The 20,133-nt window shown below is 37.0% G+C and carries 21 protein-coding genes; 1 reads left to right on the top strand and 20 read right to left on the bottom strand.

All coding sequences use genetic code 11. The annotated features are described in order from the left end of the window. Nucleotides 1-59 precede the first annotated feature (59 nt). The 19 genes from glyA to Q8X41_RS14810 form a co-directional block, all read right to left on the bottom strand. Nucleotides 60-1,322 (bottom strand): serine hydroxymethyltransferase, encoded by a 1,263-nt coding sequence (gene glyA, locus Q8X41_RS14900; RefSeq protein WP_397537048.1) that lies wholly within the window; start codon nucleotides 1,320-1,322, stop codon nucleotides 60-62. A 20-nt stretch (nucleotides 1,323-1,342) separates the two neighbouring features. After that, entirely contained in the window at nucleotides 1,343-1,891 is a 549-nt protein-coding gene (locus Q8X41_RS14895) for a TIGR01440 family protein (protein WP_397537047.1), read from the bottom strand. A gap of 24 nt (nucleotides 1,892-1,915) precedes the next feature. Continuing rightward, the gene (rpiB, locus tag Q8X41_RS14890; protein WP_397537046.1) at nucleotides 1,916-2,359 is read right to left on the bottom strand and encodes a ribose 5-phosphate isomerase B; all 444 of its coding nucleotides are present in this window, start codon (nucleotides 2,357-2,359) and stop codon (nucleotides 1,916-1,918) included. A 323-nt stretch (nucleotides 2,360-2,682) separates the two neighbouring features. After that, nucleotides 2,683-3,833, bottom strand: a protein-coding gene (locus tag Q8X41_RS14885) for an IS3 family transposase (protein ID WP_397537045.1) whose coding sequence is annotated in 2 segments (ribosomal slippage) — nucleotides 2,683-3,560 and nucleotides 3,560-3,833 — 1,152 coding nt in all. Because the reading frame shifts where the segments join, the coding sequence is not laid out codon by codon here. Between the two features lie 119 nt (nucleotides 3,834-3,952). After that, nucleotides 3,953-5,245: a methyl-accepting chemotaxis protein gene (locus Q8X41_RS14880; RefSeq protein ID WP_397537044.1), complete on the bottom strand. Its 1,293-nt coding sequence runs from the start codon at nucleotides 5,243-5,245 to the stop codon at nucleotides 3,953-3,955. Nucleotides 5,246-5,247: 2 nt separating this feature from the next. Continuing rightward, nucleotides 5,248-5,688 (bottom strand): low molecular weight protein arginine phosphatase, encoded by a 441-nt coding sequence (locus Q8X41_RS14875; RefSeq protein ID WP_397537043.1) that lies wholly within the window; start codon nucleotides 5,686-5,688, stop codon nucleotides 5,248-5,250. 55 nt (nucleotides 5,689-5,743) lie between these two features. After that, nucleotides 5,744-6,241 carry a manganese efflux pump gene (locus Q8X41_RS14870; protein ID WP_397537042.1) on the bottom strand — a complete coding sequence of 166 codons (498 nt, stop codon included), beginning with the start codon at nucleotides 6,239-6,241 and terminating at the stop codon, nucleotides 5,744-5,746. 154 nt (nucleotides 6,242-6,395) lie between these two features. Beyond that, complete coding sequence (locus Q8X41_RS14865) at nucleotides 6,396-7,436, bottom strand: L-threonylcarbamoyladenylate synthase (protein ID WP_397537041.1); 1,041 nt, start codon at nucleotides 7,434-7,436, stop codon at nucleotides 6,396-6,398. 101 nt (nucleotides 7,437-7,537) lie between these two features. Continuing rightward, on the bottom strand, nucleotides 7,538-8,149 hold the full coding sequence (locus tag Q8X41_RS14860) for a stage II sporulation protein R (protein WP_397537040.1): 612 nt from the start codon (nucleotides 8,147-8,149) through the stop codon (nucleotides 7,538-7,540). Between the two features lie 45 nt (nucleotides 8,150-8,194). Next, entirely contained in the window at nucleotides 8,195-9,061 is an 867-nt protein-coding gene (gene prmC / locus Q8X41_RS14855) for a peptide chain release factor N(5)-glutamine methyltransferase (RefSeq protein ID WP_397537039.1), read from the bottom strand. Next, complete coding sequence (prfA, locus tag Q8X41_RS14850; RefSeq protein WP_397537038.1) at nucleotides 9,045-10,124, bottom strand: peptide chain release factor 1; 1,080 nt, start codon at nucleotides 10,122-10,124, stop codon at nucleotides 9,045-9,047. Before prfA ends, prmC begins: the two co-directional genes overlap by 17 nt. A gap of 541 nt (nucleotides 10,125-10,665) precedes the next feature. Beyond that, nucleotides 10,666-11,262: a thymidine kinase gene (locus tag Q8X41_RS14845; RefSeq protein ID WP_397537037.1), complete on the bottom strand. Its 597-nt coding sequence runs from the start codon at nucleotides 11,260-11,262 to the stop codon at nucleotides 10,666-10,668. Nucleotides 11,263-11,473: 211 nt separating this feature from the next. After that, nucleotides 11,474-11,674: a 50S ribosomal protein L31 gene (gene rpmE / locus Q8X41_RS14840; protein ID WP_397537036.1), complete on the bottom strand. Its 201-nt coding sequence runs from the start codon at nucleotides 11,672-11,674 to the stop codon at nucleotides 11,474-11,476. Between the two features lie 226 nt (nucleotides 11,675-11,900). Further along, complete coding sequence (gene rho, locus Q8X41_RS14835; protein WP_397537035.1) at nucleotides 11,901-13,184, bottom strand: transcription termination factor Rho; 1,284 nt, start codon at nucleotides 13,182-13,184, stop codon at nucleotides 11,901-11,903. A gap of 135 nt (nucleotides 13,185-13,319) precedes the next feature. Further along, on the bottom strand, nucleotides 13,320-14,288 hold the full coding sequence (gene glpX, locus Q8X41_RS14830) for a class II fructose-bisphosphatase (RefSeq protein WP_397537034.1): 969 nt from the start codon (nucleotides 14,286-14,288) through the stop codon (nucleotides 13,320-13,322). A gap of 94 nt (nucleotides 14,289-14,382) precedes the next feature. Continuing rightward, nucleotides 14,383-15,675: a UDP-N-acetylglucosamine 1-carboxyvinyltransferase gene (locus Q8X41_RS14825; protein ID WP_397537033.1), complete on the bottom strand. Its 1,293-nt coding sequence runs from the start codon at nucleotides 15,673-15,675 to the stop codon at nucleotides 14,383-14,385. A 14-nt stretch (nucleotides 15,676-15,689) separates the two neighbouring features. Continuing rightward, the gene (gene fsa / locus Q8X41_RS14820) at nucleotides 15,690-16,337 is read right to left on the bottom strand and encodes a fructose-6-phosphate aldolase (protein WP_397537032.1); all 648 of its coding nucleotides are present in this window, start codon (nucleotides 16,335-16,337) and stop codon (nucleotides 15,690-15,692) included. Between the two features lie 89 nt (nucleotides 16,338-16,426). Further along, nucleotides 16,427-17,281 carry a class II fructose-bisphosphate aldolase gene (locus Q8X41_RS14815; RefSeq protein ID WP_397537031.1) on the bottom strand — a complete coding sequence of 285 codons (855 nt, stop codon included), beginning with the start codon at nucleotides 17,279-17,281 and terminating at the stop codon, nucleotides 16,427-16,429. Nucleotides 17,282-17,378: 97 nt separating this feature from the next. Next, on the bottom strand, nucleotides 17,379-17,738 hold the full coding sequence (locus tag Q8X41_RS14810) for a response regulator (protein ID WP_397537030.1): 360 nt from the start codon (nucleotides 17,736-17,738) through the stop codon (nucleotides 17,379-17,381). Between the two features lie 144 nt (nucleotides 17,739-17,882). Between Q8X41_RS14810 and Q8X41_RS14805 the strand changes: the two genes are divergently transcribed. Then, on the top strand, nucleotides 17,883-18,401 hold the full coding sequence (locus tag Q8X41_RS14805; protein ID WP_397537029.1) for a DUF2529 family protein: 519 nt from the start codon (nucleotides 17,883-17,885) through the stop codon (nucleotides 18,399-18,401). A 121-nt stretch (nucleotides 18,402-18,522) separates the two neighbouring features. Here Q8X41_RS14805 and Q8X41_RS14800 read toward each other — a convergent pair whose 3' ends face one another. Further along, the gene (locus Q8X41_RS14800; RefSeq protein ID WP_397537028.1) at nucleotides 18,523-20,115 is read right to left on the bottom strand and encodes a CTP synthase; all 1,593 of its coding nucleotides are present in this window, start codon (nucleotides 20,113-20,115) and stop codon (nucleotides 18,523-18,525) included. Between the last annotated feature and the right edge of the window lie 18 nt (nucleotides 20,116-20,133).

Raw genomic sequence — 20,133 nt, 5'->3', positions numbered from 1 at the left:
CTAATATATTACAAAAAAGCTACCTTTGCATAATTGCAAAGGTAGCTAGTCATTTGTGATTATTTTGAATAAATTGGGTGATTATCTGTTAAAACTTTCACTCGTTTAATCGCATCTTGTTTTACCGCTTCATCTTCTGGGTTTTTCAATACAGAAGAGATAATTGAAGCAACTTCTTTCATGTCTTCTTCTTTAAAGCCACGAGAAGTAATTGCTGGTGTGCCAACGCGAACACCTGAAGTGACAAATGGACTTTCTGGATCAAATGGAATAGTATTTTTATTTGCAGTAATATTCACATCATCTAATAGTTTTTCAGCAACTTTACCAGTTAGACTTAGAGAACGTACATCTAAAAGTAATAGGTGGTTATCTGTACCACCTGATACAAGTTTAATACCTTCTGCTTGTAATGCTTCGCCGAAAACTTTTGCATTTTTTACAACTTGCCCGATGTATTCTTTGAATTCAGGTTGTTGTGCTTCACCAAATGCAACAGCTTTACCTGCGATTACATGCATCAATGGACCACCTTGAATTCCAGGGAAGATAGATTTGTCAATTTTCTTACCCCATTCTTCTTTGCAAAGAATAAGACCACCACGTGGACCACGTAATGTTTTGTGAGTAGTTGATGTCACAAAGTCTGCATATGGTACAGGATTTGGATGTTCACCTGCAGCTACAAGACCAGCAATATGTGCCATATCCACCATGAAATAAGCGCCTACTTCATCAGCGATTTCGCGGAATTTAGCAAAATCAATTTTACGAGGATAAGCAGATGCACCCGCAACGATTAGTTTTGGTTTGTGCTCAATTGCTTTTTGGCGAACATCTTCGTAATCGATTACGTTGGTATCTTCTGTTACACCATATTCCACAAAGTTATATTGAACACCAGAGAAGTTTACTGGGCTACCATGTGTTAAGTGGCCACCATGAGATAGGTTCATACCTAAAACGGTATCGCCTTGTTCTAATATTGTGAAGTACACAGCCATATTTGCTTGTGCACCAGAGTGTGGTTGAACGTTTGCATATTCAGCACCAAAGATTTCTTTTAGACGATCACGTGCAATATTTTCCACAACGTCTACATGCTCGCAACCACCATAGTAACGTTTGCCAGGATAGCCTTCAGCATATTTGTTAGTTAATACAGAGCCTTGAGCTTCCAATACCGCTTTAGAAACGATATTTTCGGATGCGATTAACTCAATATTTGATTGTTGACGAGCAAATTCTTTTTCCATTGCTTCAAATACTGCTTTGTCTTGTGACGCAATGATTGACTTTTCTTGTGCTGCAAGATTTTCCATTACACCTATTCCCCCTATTTTCACTCTTTGTTATATATAGCTCTCTCGCCGCCTATTAATTTAGGGCGAGTTTTCGCAACTGTCACGACTGCATCTCCAATTTGTGAGATTGAAGTACGGACAGGAACTGCCACTTTCTTTAAATGCATACCAATCAATGTTTGACCTATGTCAATGCCTGCATGCGCTACAATTTCTTCTACTACTACTGGGTCTTTGAATTGACTATACGCATAAGTAGACATCGAGCCGCCAGCAGTTCGAACTGGAATGACAGAGACAGGCTCTAGTCGATATTGCTCTGCTACAGCTCTTTCTATAGTTAAGGCGCGATTTAAATGTTCGCAACCTTGAAACGCTAAATATATTTCATGTTTATCAGCAAAAGCTTTTAAAGGCTTATATAATGCTTCTGCAATTTCTAAGCCACCTGCTGTGCCAATTTTTTCGCCTTTTACTTCTGAAGTTGAGCAACCTACGACAAATATTTGGCCATTTCGAAAGGTAACTTGTTGTTCAAATTCTAATAGCAGCGTTTGTAGCTGTTCTTCAATTTGTTTTAAGTTCATCTCTTAAGACCTCAAATCTGATTATTATTCTTGTTCTTCTAAAGCTGTGATTTTGCTGATACGACGTTCATGACGTCCACCTTCAAAATCAGTTGATAGCCAAGTTTGAACGATTTCACGTGCTAATCCAGGACCGATTACTCGTTCCCCCATTGCTATCACATTTGAGTTATTGTGACAACGTGTTGCTTTTGCACTGAATACATCATGTACTAATGCACAACGGATACCTTTTACTTTGTTTGCAGTAATAGACATACCAATACCTGTACCGCAAATTAATATGCCACGGTCAAATTCGCCACTAGCAACTCCATTTGCAACTGGTAGTGCATAGTCTGGGTAATCTACTGAATCAGATGATTTTGGACCGAAGTCTTCATAGCTAATACCTAGTTCTTCCAATAAAGCTATAATTTCTTTTCGTAAGTTGTTACCGCCATGATCTGATGAAATTGCAATTTTCAATGGTTTCCCTCTTTTCAATTGTTCTATTCATCATCAGTTTACCACTTCTATATGTATAATGACATATTTTTCACTTAATTGCGATAGGGAAGTTTTTAAAATACGAATAATTTGTAATTTTATAGTATGATTCAGGCTTAAAACATCCAAAAACACGAATATATTTCCTCATGTACGTTTAATTAATTCGCTTTTTAATGTTTTTCGTTGTATGGATGTTAAAGAGAGAAAAGAGACTTATAGTAATTGAAGTGATGTTTACGCACTAAAAAAGTGTGGAGAATGGGACTGAACCCTTTAAATGAGACAGTCTCAAAAAAGCATCATCCAACCAGTTGTCGATAATGAATCGGCGACTGGTTGTTTAGTTTTATTTGGATTCGAGTATTGTTATAATAGGTTATATATTCTCGTACGGTTTGCTCTACAATGGCGGTTGTAGTGCGAGTTAATCCATCGAGATAGAACGTTTCTGACTTAAGCGTCGCATGAAACGATTCAATTGGGGCATTATCAGCGGGCGTTCCTTTACGGGACATGCTCATGGTAATGCCTTTTGCTTTTACTGCTCTTTGATACGTATAGGACGTATAAACCGATCCTTGATCGCTATGAAGAATACATCCTTCGGGTAAATTATCGATTTGAGACAGTGTATCCAGTACAAATGTTGTGTCCTGACAATCTCCAATCGAATACGCTACAATCTCACTGTTAAATACATCTAAAATACTTGAAAGATATAATTGTTTGCCACCAAAAGGCAAGTAAGTAATATCGGTTACTAGTTTTTGAAGTGGCTGCGTTGCTGTAAATTCTCTGTTCATTAAGTTTTCAGCTACATGATAGGGCTGTCCAGTAGCTTTACGTTTTTTCACTTTCACACGACATTGCCAATTATATTTTTGCATAACACGTTGAACAACTTTATGATTTACTAGTCGATCTTTTCGTAGAAGTGCTGTAATTTTTCGATAACCATATCTGAATTTATTTGATTTACATAAATCACCTATCTTTTGTTCAAGAGCTGTTTTTGATTTTTCATCGGTTGATAATTTCTTCCAACGATAATAAGTAGATCTTGGAACACCTAAATGAGCACAAATTGTTTGTATTGTTACTTTCCCTTTGTATGAATCGATTAAATCGACAGCTACTTGTCCAACCACTTCCTCTCCAATTCTGCGTACTTTTTTAACACTTCAATCTGTTGTTTCAAATAGCGATTCTCCTTTTCTAATCTTGACTGTTCGCTTTCATATTCAGGACCTTTACCGAAGGTATATTGTTTGCCAACTGGTTGTTCAAAGCGATGAATTTCTCCATTTCTATACCATCGCATCCATGTTTCTACTTGTGTTTTATTTCGAATGTTCAAAGTTTCCATTACTTTTCGTACTGGCACCCCCGCTAATCTCATCTCAATTGCTTTCATTTTTACTTCATACGGATAACTTACTCTTGTCCCCATTAGAAAAAGCACCTCCAAAGAAATAGTTAGGTAACTAATACCCGAATTCCTTTAAAGATGCTTTTTTGTTTTGTCTAACCCAATGGGGTCAGTTCAAATAGATCTCCACACTCTTTTACCTAGCGTTCAAATTGTTGAATCATTTGGTATAGTTCTTCGGATTGTTTCTTTAACATTTGTGATAGATGATCGATTTGTTCGATTGACCGTACCTGTTCATCGGTTGCACTTTGAACTTCTACTGCACCTGCAGAAGTTTGTTCTGCTATTGCCGCTACTTCTTGAGATTGATGAGCTGTTTTTTCGATGTTATGTAATTGCTTACCCACAAATTCAGAGATTTCTACAATTGAGTCTGCCATATTGCTAACCATTTCGGCCATATCATCGACTGCTGATGTTGTTTCAGAAATACGAGCTACTTCACCTTCTGCAAAATCAACTTGTTCTGTCATTTTACCAACAACTGTTTGAACATCTAGTTGGATGGTTTGGATCAGTTGTGTAATGCCCTTAACAGCTTCAGCACTTTCGTCTGCAAGTTTGCGAACCTCTTCGGCTACGACAGCAAAACCTTTACCGTGTTCTCCTGCTCTCGCTGCTTCTATAGACGCGTTCAGAGCGAGTAAGTTAGTTTGTTCTGCAATATCACCGACAAGTTGAATTATCTGTTCTACTTTTAATGCATTTTGTTCAAGTTGGTGTATATCTTGAAGAGCTAATTGATTGCCCGATGCAATTTTTTCAATACCTTCAACCAGTTGGTTAATTGCATTTGTTGTGTGTTTTAACCCTGACATCATTTGTGCTGATTGATTGGATGACGTCATAGCGCGTTGATTTACTTCTTCTGCTAACAACCGGACATCCTCTAGCGCTTCTGCCGTTTCTTGTATGGCGATAGCTGAACTCGAAGCACCTTCAGAAATATTTGATATTGTTTCTGCAATTGATTCTGTTTGTTTTGATGCTTGTCCTGTTTCTTCTGATAGATTCAGGACGGTTGTGTTCGTTGTTTGGAAGTTTTGATTAATACTTGAAACCATTTGACGTAGACTCACAAGCATTGTTTGGAAAGCTTCTGATAGTGAACGAATTTCATCTGAGCTATTCGGCATTTCTATATCTTTGCCAATTTTGCCTTCAGCAGCTTCGATTGCAACATTTTCAAGCTTTTGTAATGGTTTTACCAATAAAGAACTAAAGACACCCGCTAATATACCGGACCATATGATTCCTAGTATATATGTAATTATTTCAAAAACTGTTTTCTTTATATTTGGGAAAAATTGAGGTTGCAAATACTCGATAAAGAAGAAGCTTACACTATATGTAATCACTGCTAAAATCGTTACAAATAGAATGAGTTTCTTTTTTAAACCAAAAGAATGTCGCTCACGTTTTTTTTCCATGGTTATTCCTCCAATAAATTCTTTTCAAGTGCATCCATTAATCTACTAAGTTCTTGGAAAGTGTCACGATATGTTGACATATCTCCTCCATACGGATCAAATACATCCAGATCATTATTTTCAGTTACGTATTCTTTAAATGTGAACGTTTTATCTGCTACTTGTGGGAATACTTGTAAAAGCGCTTCCTTATGCCCATGGGTCATTGTTAATATTAAATTTGCCCATTTTAGATCTTCTAGGTTAACTGTTTGCGCAGTATGCTCATAGTCAATGCGCTGTTCTTTTAAGACAGACTTTGTGTTCTGTGACATAGGACTTCCAGGCATAGCGTATACCCCAGCAGATTTCACTTCAATTTTTTGTATATTTCTTGATTTTAATATGGCCTCTGCCATTGGACTTCTACATGTATTTCCTGTACATACAAAATAAATATTCATCGTGCACCTTCACCCTTCATTATATATTAAAATACAGTCAAAATGTTCTATTTTTTTATAAATTAAATGAAAAAACACCCATCAAAAGTAACGCAATTCCAGCAATTATTTGTAAGTAAGTTCCTATTCTTATTGGGATTTTTTTGTTTAATACTAATGCTATATATGAAAATAGAAAAGCAAATACTCCCATACCACAAATGAGTAATGTTTCTTGTAATTGAAGCATACCAAAAGATACACTGACTGAAAAGGTATCTAAACTTGTGGTAACAGCTAATATTATTACTGGGATTTGTGCAGGTTTACTATTTTTCGCTGCTAATAATAGATGTACGCCAATCATACTTAATAATAAACCTGAAATATTTTGAGCGAGGTTTGATATATATGTAGCTAACCATTCACCTACATGGAAACCAATGAAGGGAAAAATCATATGAAGGGCACCTGTCCATAAAGAAAGCCAAAAGCGATATTTTATTTGTGGCAACAGTAAATAAATCGTCAAAACATCAATCGCGGTAATAATAGCAGCAAGAATTTCTGGCACAATTTCCCTCCGTCCTATAGGAATCTCTTTTATCCTATGTATCGAAGTTCATTAGTTATACCGTATATATATCGTAAATTAAAAAGCCCCTTTATGAATATTCATAAAGAAGCTTTGAAATAAATGTGCTATTTAGCCATCAATAGAAATCATTTTATTGCTCTTGAAAATCTTTTGTATACCATTTGCTACCTGCTGATTTTTCTAGGCGATTCATAATGGCAGCACCTACTCCGTCTGTTGAAGTAACAGTTGCTAACACAATATCCGCAGCTGTCAAATCACATGCGCGTAATGCATGGAAAAGATTTGCTGCCATATCTTGTTTAGAGTCTCCAAATGTAAAGAACCAATCTGAATTCAGATGTTCAAAACTTTGTGGTGCAAGCAACGCTACTTTATGACCTTGTTGTTGCAATTCTTTAATAGCTTCTGAAACTTGTTGTTCATCTTGTTCTATTAAATATACAGGTGCATTTGGTGCATAATGTGTATATTTCATCCCTGGAGCGCGAGGTGCACCTGCTTTTTGCTCGATATGGGTCGGTTGTTTAACTTGACCAATTACACTTTCAAACATTTCCTTTGTAATAGCGCCCGGACGTAAAATAACAGGTGTTTCTAATGTAAGATCAATGACGGTTGATTCTACACCGATACCAGTTGCTCCTCCATCTAGGATCATTGGGATTTTACCTGCTAAATCTTGTTCAACATGAATACCTTCTGTAGGACTAGGCTTCCCACTACGGTTGGCACTTGGAGCAGCTACAGGCTTTCCTAGCTTTTGTAAAAGTTTCAATGCGACTGGATGATTAGGCATGCGAATACCAACTGTATCAAGACCTGCCGTTACACTAGCCGCTAGTACATTGGGTTTTACTTTGAAAATCATCGTTAAAGGACCTGGCCAAAACGCACCCATACATTTTCTTGCTTTATCTGAAATATTATCCACATAATTTTCAAGTTCATCGAAAGTACCAATATGGACAATAAGCGGATTATCTGATGGTCTTCCTTTTGCAGCATAGATTTTTTTGACTGCTGTTTCATTTGTAGCTACGGCACCTAGTCCATAAACTGTTTCTGTTGGAAAAGCAACTAGCTCTCCACGATTTAACAAATCCACAGCTTGTGAATAACTTTTTTTGGAATCCACATTGTTATCCACAATGAGACGTTGTGTTTCCATGTCATTTCCTCCCTATATATAAGAGTTTTCAGAAAGTTATGCACAATTTGTTGATAACATTGTGAATAATGTGGACAATTTACCAAATATTGTGGGTAACTCTAATCTTCAAAAAAGCTCTTAAACCATTCGATAATAAAAAATTTCGGCTTTTCTTCTTCTTCTGCTGCTTTTTCCTTTGGTTCTTCATCACGATAGCAAACCTTTGGAAATAAGCCGCACCACCAATTATCTCCCTTACCAGCACCAATTGTCACGACAATTGCTTGATACTTATCTTGTGCATACATTTTGTAATCATCGCGTTTTGGTGGAAATAATGCATTCGTTGTTGTGATTTTTATCTGTTCATTTCCCATTTCTGGGGATAACTTATTTTTAATTTGATTTTCAATTGTTGATAAGTTCAGTTCTGTGGATGAATTTTGTACGGCCTTTTCTAAAATCGGTTTAATCTTTTCCACTAATTGATGTTTATATTGCTGATCCGATGCAGAATTACTATTGGCAATGATGCGAAATCTCGGCTGCTCTAGTTCTGTGCTATATTGCTGAGTTAAAAAGCCTTGTATAATAAGAAGTACCAATTGTATAAGTAAAAGCGAAGTTATAAATTGTAAAAGTATATTCACTTGTGATTGTTTTTTTGGTTGTTTAATAGTGTAGTAAGATAATTCTTGCGGTTGTTTAATAGCGTTATAATCTTCTATCATATTGTATCCCCTCCATGACTCTAGCATGGGCAAAGAGATTACTATTTATTCACCTAATTCACAAAAAACCATACGATTTTTTCCATTTATATCTTGTAAAATATCAATTTTCGCCTGTGGAAAACTTTCTTTAAACAATGTAGCCACTGCTGGTCCCTGTGCATAACCTATTTCTACACCTATAAAACTAGGTTTCGTCATTAAGTTTGGTAGATTCTTTGCTAGTCTTTTATAAAGTGCTAGTCCCTCTTCTTCTGCAAAAAGTGCTGTGTGAGGTTCATGATCAAGCACCACTTCTGACATTTCTTTTGCCTCATCGTATGCAATGTATGGAGGATTGGAAAGTACGACTTGCCATTTCTGCTGTTCAATTGGCGCTGTTAAATCTCCCTCTTCAAAATGAATAGTCGCCTTCAGCGTCTCTGCATTCTTCATAGCTACGTTTAAAGCAGCTGTTGAAATATCTGTTGCTGTTACATTTAAACTTGGTATTTCCTTTTTCATCGTGATCGCAATCGCACCACTTCCAGTACCAATATCCGCTAATTGAATAGTAGGCTTGTCTCCAAAAATAAGTTTTATACGCTTCGTAGCTTCTACGATTAGTTCCTCTGTTTCAGGTCTAGGAATTAGAACAGATTCATTAACCTTAAACGGTCGACCATAAAATTCTTCTTCACCTATAATGTACTGAATTGGCATCCCTTTTGCGTGAGATTCAAGCATTTTCCAAAAAGCTTCACAATCATTTTCTGTAATTTCATCACGCATGCTTGTTAGTAAATCCGTGTACGATTTTTTTAATACATGTTGTAAAAGCAATCTTGCAGCTACTTCTTCTCGACCATTATCCCTTAAAAAAGAAGAAGCCCCATTCAGGGCCTCATAAACAAAATTAAATTGTTGTGTCATTTAATGCATCCAATTTTTTGGCTTGTTCTTCTAAAATCAAAGCATCGATAACGTCATCTAGTTTACCTTCAATAATTTGGTCGAGTTTTTGAATTGTTAAGCCAATGCGGTGATCTGTCACACGGTTTTGTGGATAGTTATAAGTACGGATACGTTCTGAACGATCCCCAGTACCTACAGCTGATTTACGTTCTGCATCGTATTCGCTTTGTGCATCTTGTTGTAATTTATCATAAACACGAGCACGAAGTACTTTCATCGCTTTTTCACGGTTTTTCAATTGGGAACGTTCATCCTGCATGGCAACAACGATACCTGTTGGAATATGTGTCATACGAACTGCAGATGCTGTTTTGTTGACGTGCTGACCACCAGCACCTGATGCGTGATAAATATCTACGCGAATATCTTTTTCTTGAAGATCTAATTCCACTTCTTCAGCTTCTGGCATAACAACAACAGTTGATGTTGATGTATGAACACGTCCTTGTGATTCAGTTTCTGGTACACGTTGTACACGGTGTGCACCACTTTCAAATTTGAATTTAGAATAAGCACCTTGACCGTTAATCAAAAAGACGATTTCTTTATATCCACCAAGTTCTGTTGGGTTTGCGTTCATGATTTCAATCTTCCAGCCTTGTGTTTCAGCATATTTGCTATACATACGGAATAGAGAGTTTGCGAATAATGCAGCTTCATCACCGCCAGCAGCACCGCGAATTTCCATAATAACGTTTTTGCTATCGTTCGGATCTTTTGGAATTAATAAAATACGAAGGCGTTCTTCGAAATTTACGATTTGTTTTTCTAAACCGTTCACTTCTTCCTTCACCATTTCTTTCATTTCTGCATCTAATTTATCTTCCAGCATTTCTTTTGCATCTGCTAATTGTTCTTTTGCTGATTTATATTCACGATACACTTCTACAGTTTCTTGAATATCAGATTGTTCCTTTGAATACTTTGCTAATTTTTTCGAATCAGATACGACATCTGGATCGCTTAGAAGTTCGTTTAGTTTATCATAACGATCTTCAACAGCTTGTAGGCGATCAAACATTATTTTTCACCTGTACCTTTCTTTAATCAATTTATTAATTTGTATTTCTTATATGTGCTGACACGTGCTAATACATAAGTTCTTATTTATTTCTATCCAGCTAAGGAGAATAGAGCCTCGTGTATTCACATTAAGTGAACCTGATAGATGTTGTTCCTGTGGTTACTATTCCCAGAAAACATTTACAACTGGACGTGGCGACTTTAGGATATCCATCTCTAAACAGCCACTTAGTCAAGACCAAAGATGTTTTGGATTTGCAATAGCTTATCTTCTGGATAAGTCGCTTCCACTTTTATATGCTCCTTAAATAGTATAATGAAAAAAAGTTGCTATCGCTACTCTTTTAGAACATCAAGACTGCTATTTTGTGTTTTTCTTGATATTTTGAGTCTTTTTATGTATAGCAATATAAAGCAATTAATTCAATTTTTAATTTTTATACTCTAGTTAAGCGCATACTCAAAGTTCTATTAGCACTACTCAGCTGATATAAGATAAAAGAGGGGTAGCAATTTGCCACTCCTCTTCTTCCTTTGCATTACTCAGCCATATTTGTTTGACCTGTTGGTACTGCATGGTGATGGCGGCAACGAGGTTCATATGCTTCTGCAGCCCCAACCAGAATAACAGGATCATCAGCTTTTGCAGGTTGTCCATTAATCAGTCTTTGTGTTCTACTTGCTGGTGAACCACAAACACTACAAACAGCTTGTAGTTTTGTCACTTGCTCAGCAATCGCCATTAATTCTGGCATTGGACCAAAAGGAACACCTTTGAAATCTTGATCAAGTCCAGCTAGTATTACACGATAGCCGTGATTAGCCAACTTTTGAACAGTTTCAATAATATCTTCTTCAAAGAATTGTGCTTCATCAATTGCAACAACATCAAAATCATCTGTAAGATAATTCCACATTTCAGTAGACTTTTCAATTGGATGGGCAATTACCGTTGCTCCATTGTGACTAACAACTGCTTCTTCGCTATATCGATTATCAATTTTCGGCTTAAAAACGGCAATCTTTTGTTTTGCAAATTGTGCTCTGCGCACACGTCGAATCAATTCTTCGGACTTTCCTGAAAACATACTGCCGCAGATTACTTCAATCCAGCCATTTTGAGTCATAACGTACATTGACTAGACTCCTTTCGAAACGTATATCCATCATCATACCGAAAAAAACACTTGATTTCCGCTCTTTTTTTTCGGTAAATAATATGTTATGTGTGATGTATTTATTATTTAAAACAACGTGCTTTATACTACACGAAAATACTTTTTGTCGCAAGAAAAATACCTGCCTTGCAATGAATTGCTAGGCAGGTATTTTAGTGTTCTAGATAAATTATTTAAGACCGTATTTTTTGTTGAAACGATCCACACGTCCATCAGCAGACGCGAATTTTTGACGGCCAGTATAGAATGGGTGGCATTCGCTGCAAAATTCAACAACGATGTCGCCTTTTACTGAACCTGTTTTGAAAGAATTACCACAAGAGCAAGTTACTGTAGCTTCTTTGTATTCTGGGTGAATTCCTGGTTTCATGTTTGGTATCTCCTCTCGCCCTGAACCATCTGGAACAGAGTATTATCGAACTGTTGCCTTACACGACCCAGATTAGTTTGTCGCATATGCAACGCGTATGAAATGCATTATCCGTAGTATAACAAGAATCCTAAAAAGGTGCAACTACTAAATATTAAAAAATCGCCATTACTAATAAAAACATTTTATTATGAATGCATTAATACTAATGTATGTGAGATTTCACTTAAATTAAGCCTTTACCATTTCGTGCAGCTTTCATATCTGTGTTCAATGTTTCAAAGAATTCTTCGTTCGTTTTTGTATTACGCAATTTTTTTAGGAAGCGTTCTGCAAAATCTGGTGAGTCTGAGAATGTTTTACGAATTGCCCAAAGTTTATCAAGTTGTTCTTTTGGAATTAACAATTCTTCTTTACGAGTACCTGAGCGTCGAATATCGATTGCTGGGAAAATACGACGTTCTGCTAGACTACGATCTAGATGTAGTTCTAAGTTACCAGTACCTTTGAATTCTTCATAGATTACTTCGTCCATACGTGATCCAGTATCGATAAGAGCTGTTGCTAAAATCGTTAAGCTACCGCCTTCTTCAATATTTCGTGCAGCACCAAAGAAGCGTTTTGGTCTATGGAATGCCGCTGGATCAATACCACCTGATAATGTACGTCCACTTGGTGGGATTACTAGATTATATGCACGTGCAAGTCTTGTAATCGAATCCATCAGAATAATAACATCGCGTTTATGCTCTACAAGTCGCATTGCTCGCTCTAAAACAAGTTCTGCTACTTTTACATGATTTTCTGGTAATTCATCGAATGTTGAACTAACAACATCCGCTTTTACTGAACGCTCAATATCCGTTACTTCTTCTGGTCGTTCATCGATTAATAGAACGATTAATTCAGATTCTGGATATTTCTCTGTAATTGCATTGGCGATCTCTTTTAAAAGTAATGTTTTACCTGCTTTTGGTGGTGCTACGATTAAACCTCGTTGTCCAAAACCAACTGGTGCAACTAAATCCATAATACGTGTAGATAGTTTTGCAGGTGTTGTTTCTAGTTTGACATGTCGATCTGGATATAGTGGCGTAAGCGCTGGGAAATGCACACGTTCTTTCGCTGTTTCAGGATCTTCACCATTTACTGCTTCCACATGCAAAAGACCGTAGTAGCGTTCATTTTCTTTCGGCGGGCGGACTTTCCCCGTTACTTTATCGCCATTTCTAAGGCTGAAACGGCGAATTTGGGATGCTGAAATATAGATATCTTCTGAACTTGGTGAATAGTTAATAGGGCGCAAGAAACCAAAGCCCTCTTGTTGGATAATTTCTAAAACACCTTCCATGAAGAAGTATCCTTCACTTTCAGCACGTGATTTTAGAATTGCAAAAATTAATTCTTTTTTAGTCAACTTTCCATAATATGAAATTTTGTATTCTCGCGCAAGCGCATACAAATCCTTTAATTTCATATCTTCTAGTTGAGAAATTGTCATCGTCGTCATAGGCATAACACCACTCTTAATATAATATTGTTAAGAAAAATAATTCGAAATATGGTATGTGAGTTTTACGAGTTTTTGAATGGAATGAACATTAAGAAGAAGCCCGGCTGATGCCGGGCAAGTAAAAATTGAAGTTTAGTCTTGCATAAATAGTTTTGGTTTTTTAGTCAAACTATGTCTGCCTTCGATAAAACGAACAGTTCCTGATTTTGCACGCATTACGACTGATTCAGTTGTACAGTGACCGCCTTTAAATTGGACACCTTTCAATAGTTCGCCGTCTGTTACTCCAGTTGCAGCAAAGATTGCGTCGTCGCCTTTAACTAAATCATCCATTTTTAACACTGTATTGACTTCGATGCCCATTTTACGGCAACGTTCTACTTCTTCATCATTTGAAGGAATAAGTCTGCCTTGGAATTCTCCCCCAAGACATTTTAATGCTACAGCTGCGATTACGCCTTCTGGTGCACCACCTGTACCAAATAGGATATCAACACCTGTTTCATCAAATGCAGTGTTTATAGCTGCTGCTACGTCACCATCAGAGATGAATTTAATACGAGCACCAGCTGCACGAATTTGATCAACGATTGGTTGGTGACGTTCACGATTTAATAATGTGGCCACAACGTCTTCGATATTTTTATTTTTTGCTTCTGCTACTGCACGTAAATTGTCAATAACAGGTGCTTCAATATCGATTTTACCTGCTGCTTCTGGACCAACTGCGATTTTTTCCATATACATATCAGGTGCATGGAGTAAGTTACCGCGATCGGCAATTGCTAATACTGTTAAAGCATTACCACTTCCTGCTGCTACGATGTTAGTACCTTCTAGTGGATCAACTGCGATGTCAACTTGAGGGCCTTCTGGATCAGAGCCAAGTTTTTCACCGATGTAAAGCATTGGCGCTTCATCCATTTCGCCTTCACCAATTACAACAACTGCATCCATTGGAATTGAATCAAATACTTGGCGCATTGCTGTAGTTGCTGCGTCATCTGCTTCCATTTTTAATCCACGGCCCATCCATCTTGCTGAGGCGATTGCTGCCGCTTCTGTTACACGTACTACTTCCATTGATAAACTGCGTTTCATTTTTTACTGTTCCTCCCGTTTTCCTGTCTTTTTGACTGGAATCGTTTCAAACTAAACCTATTATAGCACACAGAACTTTGTCTGCGGATTTTTTTCAGTTTGATCTATTGGTCACACTGTTTTTGGAGTCTGGTTCGATTGTTTCTCTATTAATATCTGCACCTAAAGCCTGTAATTTAGCGATAATATCGCTATAACCACGCTCGATGTGATAGATATCGTGAATTTCTGTTTCACCTTTTGCAAGTAATCCAGCAATAATTAAAGCAGCTCCTGCACGTAAATCTGTTGCAGTAACTGTAGCAGCCTCTAACTTGCTAGGGCCTGTAATAATAGCTGAACGTCCTTCTACTTTTGCATTTGCATTCATTCTGATAATTTCATCGATATGTTTGAAACGAGCAGAGTAAACTGTATCTGTAACAATAGAAGAACCATTTGCTTGTGTTAATAGAACAGTAAATGGTTGTTGTAAATCGGTTGGAAATCCTGGGTAAACCAATGTTTTAATATCAACTGATTTTAAAGCATCTGTTTTCGGAATGATAATTCGTTCTTCCTCTTCGATTACCTTTACGCCCATTTCACGTAGTTTTGCTGTTACCGCTTCTAAATGTAGTGGAATCACATTATCAATAATCACACCATCACCTACTGCAGCAGCCATAATCATATATGTTCCTGCTTCGATACGATCTGGAATGATTGTATGATTAGTACCATGCAATTCTTCTACACCTTCGATACGAATAACATTCGTACCTGCACCTTTGATCTTTGCACCCATATTCGTTAATAATGTAGCAACATCAATAATCTCAGGTTCTTTTGCAGCATTTTCAATTACCGTTTTACCTTTTGCTAGTACAGCTGCAAGCATAATGTTAATCGTAGCACCTACGCTACTCACATCTAAGTAAATTTTGGCACCGTGCAGTTCTTCTGCGCGTAAATAAATAGCTCCGTGCTCATTTGTAACTTGTGCACCTAAAGCTTCAAATCCTTTGATATGTTGGTCAATTGGTCGTGGTCCTAAATGACATCCTCCTGGTAGGCCAATTACTGCTTTTTTAAAACGGCCTAGCATAGCACCCATTAAGTAATATGAAGCACGTAGTTTTTTGACATTACCATTTGGTAATGGCATATCAATCATTGGACGAGGATCAATTACCATGTGACCGTCTTTAAATTCAACTTCTCCGCCAATTTCTTCAAGTAAGGCCTTCAATGTCCAAACATCTAAAATTTCTGGTAATCCTTCAATAGTTACAGGAGAATTAGCCAAAATAGAAGCTGGTATTAGAGCAACTGCACTGTTTTTAGCGCCACTAACTTTAATCGTGCCTTTTAAATGTTTTTCTCCTGCAATTTTATATACGTCCATTTGAATCTCCTTATTTATTTATCTTTATTTGCCCAATCTTTCATGAAACCTTCAATCCCTTTATCAGTCAAAGGATGATTAAATAATTGTTTTAATACTTTAAATGGTGTAGTTGCAATGTGTGCACCTGCAAGAGCAGCTTCTGTGATATGTTGTGGATGACGAATTGAAGCAGCGATGATTTGAGTTGGAAGTTCATGAATTGCAAAGATTTCAGCAATTTCGCGTACTAATTCTGTACCCTCTTGACCGATGTCGTCTAAGCGGCCTAAGAATGGAGAAACATAAGTTGCGCCTGCACGTGCTGCAAGTAATGCTTGGTTTGCACTAAAGATTAAAGTTACGTTCGTTTTGATACCTTCTTTAGAAAGTGTTGAACATGCTGTTAAACCCGCTGGTGTCATTGGTAATTTAACTGTGATGTTTGGAGCAATTTTAGCTAGTTCATGACCTTCTTCAATCATTCCTTCAGCATCTAAGGAAATAACTTCCCCACTTACTGAGCCATCTACTAATTCAGCAATTTCTTTTAAACGATCATGAAATGACACGTTTTTTTCTTTTGCTACTAAAGATGGGTTTGTTGTAACACCTGAGATAATGCCCCAAGAGTGTGCTTCTTTAATTTCTTCAAAATTTGCTGTATCGATGAAAAATTTCAATTTATATTCCTCCTGAATGATGGAAAAATGGAGAAGAACCGACTTCACAATCGATATCTTCTCCCACTTCTCTCTACTAAAATATATGCTTAAGCTTTTTGTGAGCTACCGAATTCGCGAATTTTACCAACAACAGTCGCTTTAATAGCTTCACGAGCTGGTGCTAAGAATTTACGTGGATCGTAAACTTCTTTGTCTTTGTCCAAAATTTCACGAATCACTTTTGTAGCAGCAATTTGATTTTCAGTGTTAACATTAATTTTCGCAGTTCCTAAAGAAATAGAACGTTGAATGTCTTTTGTTGGGATACCAGTACCACCATGTAGTACTAATGGAAGCCCAGCTAGTCCTGAGATTTCTTCCATTTCTTTGAAGCCTAAGTTTGGTTCACCGTGGTATGGACCATGAACTGAGCCAAGTGCTGGTGCTAAGCAATCAATTGAAGTTGCTTCAACCATTTTACGGCATTCTTCTGGATCGGCATACATGATACCACCAATAACACCATCTTCATCTCCACCTACTGTACCAAGTTCTGCTTCAACTGATACGCCATGTGCATGCGCATACTCAACAACTTTTGAAGTGATTTCAATGTTTTCTTCGAACGGATGATGAGAAGCGTCGATCATTACAGATGTGAAACCTGCATCTACTGCTTCTTTACATTTTTCGAAGCTAGAACCGTGATCTAAGTGAATTGCTACTGGTACAGTTGTCTTGTAACTTTCCATTAGCCCTTTAACCATTTGAACTACAGCTACAAAGCCGCCCATATATTTTCCGGCGCCTTCAGATACACCAAGAATTACTGGTGATTTTTCTTCTTCTGCTGCTTGTAGAATTGCTTGAGTCCATTCAAGATTATTAATGTTGAATTGACCAACAGCATATCCATTTTCTTTTGCTGTAATTAACATTTCTTTCATTGAAACCAAAGCCATTAGTAAATCCTCCTTTAGGATGTAGCATGGTATTATTAAATTGAATAATATCACTATCATAATAACAAAAAGAATAAGTATTGACCACCGTCTATACTTATTCTTTCAACAATTTGTTAATCGTATCCCTTACCTCAAAAATATCAAATGGCTTCGTAAAAAAATGATTGGCTCCGAGTTCCTTTGCATTGCTAATAACATCCATATCACTATTCCCTGTCATCATGACAACCGGTAGTGATGCAAATAGGTTTTTAATATGTTTTAAAATTTCTAATCCGTTCATACCTGGAATTTTCATATCTAGTAAAACACAATCCAACCCAGTGTTTTCTATATATTGAAGTGCCTCTGTTCCATTTGAAGCTAAAAATGTTTCATATCCCTCATTTTTAAAGACTTCATTTAGCAGTAATAGTATGCCTTGTTGATCATCGACGATTAATATTTTTTTCACTATACTCTACTCCTTATTGTGCCATCCATATATAGTATTCGTGTCTACCTTTTTTTCTCCTGCATGAACTACAAAAAATCTACATTTTCCAATTTTGCAATTAAAATCATCCATCTCTATAATTAACTTCATGAGGTGAATAGAATGTTAAAAATGTTATCTACTCAAGTTGGTGGATTACTTCAACGAGTTGCTACTAATCAAGAAGAAGCAATAGAAGAATCTGCACGCTTACTAGCTCAAGCTGGTATTGGTGATGGCGTCGTTTACTTTGCTTGCTTTGATGAATTACAAGCAATTGAGATTAACGCTTTAAATGCGGCTGAGCCTTTTAAAAAATTACGTCCTTGGACAAAAGATGTGGAAATTGCAGATTTAGATCGTGTATGCATCTTCACTCGTCATGCCAATCATCCAGATGCTTTGGCATTAGCACATACTTTATATGATAATTTTATTCCTTTCACTGTTGTTACAAGTGAAAAGGAAGAAAACGCAGGTGAAATGGCTGATTTGGCATACACATATATTTCATTAGGTATTAATAAAGGTTTGTTACCAAATGAGTTAGGCGAACGTATTGTATTACCACATACGATGGCAGCATTATTTATCTACGAAGCAATTAAAATGTCCTATGATGAAATGCTATCAGGTTTATAGTTGAATAATAATAGATGAACCCACTCTTTTTGGTAGTGTGTTTTGGTTTTAAGACTGTAGATAGTGGCTGTTATAAAGAAAAAACCAGGCTCCTTTAGGGCCTGGTTTTTTCATGCGTTTTTTATTTTACCGATGCGCCTATAAAGTCACGGAATAATGGTTGTGGACGATTTGGACGAGATGTGAATTCTGGGTGGAATTGAGATGCCACGAAGAATTTATTCTCTGGAAATTCGATAATTTCAACTAAGCGTCCGTCTGGTGAAGTACCTGAGAAGACTAGTCCTTCTGCTTCCATTGCTTCACGGTATTCGTTATTAAATTCATAACGGTGGCGGTGACGTTCATATACTAACTCATCATCATAGATCTTTGCTGCAATAGAATTGTCTTTTAATTTACATGGATATAAACCAAGACGAAGTGTACCACCTAGATCTTCGACGTCTTTTTGTTCCGGAAGTAAGTCGATGATTGGGTATTTTGTATCTGGTTTTAATTCTGTAGAATGTGCACCCTCAAGACCAAGTACGTTACGTGCAAATTCAATAGTTGCAAGTTGCATACCTAGGCAAATACCTAAGAATGGTACGTTGTTTTCGCGAGCATATTGAGTAGCAAGGATTTTACCCTCAACGCCACGGTCTCCGAAACCACCTGGTACTAGTATACCATCGGCATCTCCAAGTAATTCTTTTACATTTTCAGATGTAACGTGTTCTGCATTGATTGCATTTACTTCAATATCAGTGTCAAATACATAACCAGCATGTTTAAGTGCTTCAACAACAGAAATATAAGCATCTTGTAATTCTACATATTTACCAACAAGCGCAATTTTTGTTGATTTCTTAAGGTTTTTCACTTTATCTACAAGAGCTTTCCAATCTTCCATATCAGCTTCTGGAGCTTGAATTCCGAAGTGGTCAAGTACAATATCATCTAAGTCTTGAGCTTGTAGAGCTAAAGGAATTTCATATAAATGATCTGCGTCTACGCATTCAATTACTTCATGTGGTTTAACGTCGCAGAATAACGCTAATTTTTCTTTCATTTCTTGAGGTACTGGACGATCTGTACGTACAACAAGAATGTTTGGTTGGATACCTAAAGAGCGTAATTCTTTTACAGAGTGTTGAGTTGGTTTTGTTTTTAACTCACCTGCTGCTGCAATATAAGGAATTAGTGTACAGTGTAAATAAAGTACATTTTCATTTCCTAAATCACGTTTCATTTGGCGAATTGCTTCAAGGAATGGTAATGATTCAATGTCACCTACTGTACCACCAACTTCAGTGATCACGATATCTGCATTAGTTTCACGACCAGCGCGTTGAATACGGTCTTTAATTTCGTTTGTGATGTGTGGAATTACTTGTACTGTTCCCCCATTGTAGTCACCACGACGTTCTTTTTTCAATACAGTTGAGTACACTTTACCTGAAGTAACAGTTGAATGTTTGCCTAGGTTGATATCGATAAAACGTTCATAGTGTCCAAGGTCTAAGTCTGTTTCTGCACCATCATCCGTTACGAATACTTCGCCATGTTGATATGGGCTCATTGTTCCCGGGTCAATGTTGATATATGGATCGAATTTTTGGATTGTTACTTCTAATCCACGATTCTTTAATAATCGTCCTAGTGATGCTGCTGTAATACCTTTACCGAGTGATGAAACTACGCCGCCGGTTACAAAAATATATTTGGTCAATGCAAATTCCTCCTTGAT

Source organism: Rummeliibacillus pycnus, from assembly GCF_044359855.1.
In the GTDB taxonomy this organism is placed as follows: domain Bacteria; phylum Bacillota; class Bacilli; order Bacillales_A; family Planococcaceae; genus Rummeliibacillus; species Rummeliibacillus pycnus_A.
The sequence above is the reverse complement of the archived record's forward strand: the minus strand, read 5'-3'. Positions and strand labels throughout refer to the sequence as shown.

Excerpts from the sequence above, each read along its gene's own strand:
- glyA (WP_397537048.1), bottom strand. The coding sequence starts at position 1,322 with ATGGAAAATCTTGCAGCACAAGAAAAGTCAATCATTGCGTCACAAGAC.
- Q8X41_RS14875 (WP_397537043.1), bottom strand. The coding sequence starts at position 5,688 with ATGAATATTTATTTTGTATGTACAGGAAATACATGTAGAAGTCCAATG.
- Q8X41_RS14860 (WP_397537040.1), bottom strand. The coding sequence starts at position 8,149 with ATGATAGAAGATTATAACGCTATTAAACAACCGCAAGAATTATCTTAC.
- glpX (WP_397537034.1), bottom strand. The coding sequence starts at position 14,288 with ATGAAACGCAGTTTATCAATGGAAGTAGTACGTGTAACAGAAGCGGCA.
- rho (WP_397537035.1), bottom strand. The coding sequence starts at position 13,184 with ATGACGACGATGACAATTTCTCAACTAGAAGATATGAAATTAAAGGAT.
- Q8X41_RS14880 (WP_397537044.1), bottom strand. The coding sequence starts at position 5,245 with ATGGAAAAAAAACGTGAGCGACATTCTTTTGGTTTAAAAAAGAAACTC.
- Q8X41_RS14865 (WP_397537041.1), bottom strand. The coding sequence starts at position 7,436 with ATGGAAACACAACGTCTCATTGTGGATAACAATGTGGATTCCAAAAAA.
- prmC (WP_397537039.1), bottom strand. The coding sequence starts at position 9,061 with ATGACACAACAATTTAATTTTGTTTATGAGGCCCTGAATGGGGCTTCT.
- Q8X41_RS14805 (WP_397537029.1), top strand. The coding sequence starts at position 17,883 with ATGTTAAAAATGTTATCTACTCAAGTTGGTGGATTACTTCAACGAGTT.
- Q8X41_RS14895 (WP_397537047.1), bottom strand. The coding sequence starts at position 1,891 with ATGAACTTAAAACAAATTGAAGAACAGCTACAAACGCTGCTATTAGAA.
- prfA (WP_397537038.1), bottom strand. The coding sequence starts at position 10,124 with ATGTTTGATCGCCTACAAGCTGTTGAAGATCGTTATGATAAACTAAAC.
- rpmE (WP_397537036.1), bottom strand. The coding sequence starts at position 11,674 with ATGAAACCAGGAATTCACCCAGAATACAAAGAAGCTACAGTAACTTGC.
- Q8X41_RS14815 (WP_397537031.1), bottom strand. The coding sequence starts at position 17,281 with ATGGCTTTGGTTTCAATGAAAGAAATGTTAATTACAGCAAAAGAAAAT.
- Q8X41_RS14825 (WP_397537033.1), bottom strand. The coding sequence starts at position 15,675 with ATGGACGTATATAAAATTGCAGGAGAAAAACATTTAAAAGGCACGATT.
- Q8X41_RS14845 (WP_397537037.1), bottom strand. The coding sequence starts at position 11,262 with ATGTACGTTATGACTCAAAATGGCTGGATTGAAGTAATCTGCGGCAGT.